Source organism: Vreelandella indica, assembly GCF_037070225.1.
Classification (GTDB): domain Bacteria; phylum Pseudomonadota; class Gammaproteobacteria; order Pseudomonadales; family Halomonadaceae; genus Vreelandella; species Vreelandella arctica.
In genome coordinates this window covers 1-1,926 of the sequence record NZ_JBANSO010000079.1, presented here as the reverse complement: position 1 = coordinate 1,926, position 1,926 = coordinate 1, and the positions used below count along the sequence as shown (strand labels likewise).

At 53.3% G+C, this 1,926-nt stretch carries 1 protein-coding gene; it reads right to left on the bottom strand.

What is annotated here, in order from left to right; genetic code table 11:
• Positions 1-74 precede the first annotated feature (74 nt).
• Positions 75-1,403, bottom strand: a complete 1,329-nt coding sequence (gene ltrA / locus V8L71_RS20540) for a group II intron reverse transcriptase/maturase (protein ID WP_336275325.1) — start codon at positions 1,401-1,403, stop codon at positions 75-77.
• Positions 1,404-1,926 lie beyond the last annotated feature (523 nt).

Sequence of the window (1,926 nt, the reverse complement as noted above, 5' to 3'; positions counted from 1 at the left end):
AATCGGGTAGCCGGGGGTGTCTAGCCCCCAGCCCCCACAACACCCTGCATGCGGAACCGCACAGGGCGTTTCACTCAGTAGTGAAGCTTGATCCATCCATCGCGCAGTGATACCAAACCGGCTTTCTTCAGGTATTCATCCGATAATGCTTGGTTAATACCCGGCGTTTTGGAGCTGCGCCACGGGCCTTTGCTGGTGATGCCACAGGCAACGGCAGCCTGCACTCGAACACCCAGCCTGATTAAGTTTCTTACCTTGGTGCGGGGTTTCCGCCATTGCCGCCAATAGGCCATACGGATTCGTCGGCGTATCCAGTGATCAAGCTCGTAACACTCTTGATAACAGTTGGCGATGCCAAAGTAATTGATCCAGCCCGCAATGTACTGGCTGGTCTTAAAGAGCTGGTATCTCATGCTGACGCCCCAGTTTCGGTTAGTGAGCTGCCGAATTCTCTGCTTGAATTTCAGCAGGGCTTTCGGGTGCCATTTGATTCGCCCGTTCTTGAAGGTAAAGCCCAAGAACTTGCTTTCATTGACACTCACTACCTGACTTTTGTCGGTGCTGATCACCAGTGACAAGCGGTCTTCTATAAAGCGGGTGATGCTTTTCAGCACCCTTTCTCCGGCACGCTGGCTTTTGACCAGAATGATGAAGTCGTCGGCATAGCGTGCAAAGAGGTGGCCACGCTTTTCCAGTTCTTTATCCAGAGGGTCGAGCATGATGTTGGCCAGCAGAGGGGACAGAGGCCCCCCTTGCGGAACACCTTCTCGCGTCTCCTGGAAGAGCTGGTTATCGATAAACCCAGCTCGTAGATACCGAGCGATCAGCTGCTTCAATCGCTTATCATGAACCCGTCGGCTCAGTAGCGACATCAGCAGGTCGTGATTCACTCGGTCAAAGAACTTGGACAGATCGACATCTACAGCAATACGCCGTTTCTGCTTGATGATCTGTTGCACCTGCTCGACCGCTTGGTGTCCATTTCTACCCGGCCTGAACCCAAAGCTATTGGGTGAGAAGGTCGGGTCGAAGATCGGGGTGAGCACCTGAGCAATGGCTTGTTGTATAACTCGATCAATCACCGTTGGAATACCCAGCAATCGCTTGCCGCCATCGGGTTTGTCGATCTCCACACGCCTAACCGGTTGTGGGTAGTAGCGACCACTAAGAAGCAGGTCTTTTACCTCGTCCCACTCACCGGATTTCACCCAGGCTGGGAAGGCCTCAATCGTCATCCCATCCACCCCGGCGGCCCCTTTGTTGGCTCGAACCTGTTTCCATGCCTGCTGTAAATTGGCAGGCGAAAGAAATTGCTCGAACAGATCGCTGCTAAAGGCTGGCTTCGAGTCAGCACGCTGAGTCGTGTCATTGCCGTTCGGCATTCGCGTATTCAAGTGTGACAAGGCTCCTCCTTTTACTGAATGTTCAGGCCTTCACCCTGTCCTGCCCATTACGGCAGGCATTTGGCTACTATGCCTTCTGCTGACCTCTGCTTAATCACGCACAGGGTTGCCCCAGTTCGCGCTATCGGTTTTCATCGGTTTGCTCTTTTCAGTTGATGAGGCTGAAAAGCCCAGGCACTTATAGACCAGAGCCTGACTGGTTAGCTGACCGATCGCTGGTTAAGCAGATCTCCCCAGATAAGCGCATGAACTTTCACTGCACTGCTGCATCATTTACGGTGGCCGTTAGATCACCTGGCTTCGTTGTCTTGTGCCAACTCGCCTCCAGCCTACGCCTCGTATGATGTTCTTGTTCATCAGCTCGCAGTTTTGCGTCCGGCTTCCTCCAGACAAGACCTCGCGGTCTTGCCCTTGCCATTCGCTAGTAGTTGTCGCCTACTATCCTGAATATCAGGGTGAGGCGGTGATCTTCCTACAGAGGACTTCCACCTCATTAGTTCATGCCCATGCTGGGCGTACACAA